We start from the raw sequence: 475 nt of genomic DNA, 5'->3' as shown, positions 1-475 counted from the left end.
CAATGCATCAAACATGTCGCGCAGTTCGTATTTGCGCTGGGGCGCGTCGACGTCCATCAGCGTCAGATACGGCGCCGCGAAACTCCATTCCTCATCCGACACATCAGTCGGATACCCTTTGCGGTCTATTCTTTTCATCCCGCCAGGATAACAGGTCTCAATCGAAGTTCCTAACACGCTCTAGGTGAGGTTGTATCGAGACCTTCGTTTGGTCAGTGAAAAGGTGCGCAACCGTTTTGTTCGGTGCACGCCCATATGAACTCCATGCTCCTCGAGACTTTTCTGCAAGCGCTCAAGACGCAAGGCATTCTTGAGTACGCTGATGCGCCGTGGGAACCTTGGCTTCTAAGAAACGGTTTCATAAAGACTGCTGGGCACGCTTGAGCGTGTTCCAGCAGATCAAGGAACAACCGAGTTTGAGAAACGCCTCATGAATGTCGGCTCGACGTTCAAAACGGATGCGAAGACGGCGGAA

Annotated in this window: 1 protein-coding gene and 1 pseudogene; both read right to left on the bottom strand. The window is 52.4% G+C overall.

The window, feature by feature from the left end; all coding sequences use genetic code 11:
- On the bottom strand, window positions 1-138 hold a 138-nt coding region (locus ACLFKU_RS44095), incomplete at its 3' end, for a transposase (RefSeq protein ID WP_410853438.1).
- Between the two features lie 220 nt (window positions 139-358).
- Window positions 359-475 (bottom strand): annotated as a pseudogene (locus ACLFKU_RS44090) (IS5/IS1182 family transposase); the annotation flags it as partial.

The sequence above is a fragment of the Paraburkholderia sp. EG304 genome (genome assembly GCF_046543485.1).
Taxonomy (GTDB): Bacteria; Pseudomonadota; Gammaproteobacteria; order Burkholderiales; family Burkholderiaceae; genus Paraburkholderia; species Paraburkholderia youngii.
The sequence above is the reverse complement of the archived record's forward strand: the minus strand, read 5'-3'. Positions and strand labels throughout refer to the sequence as shown.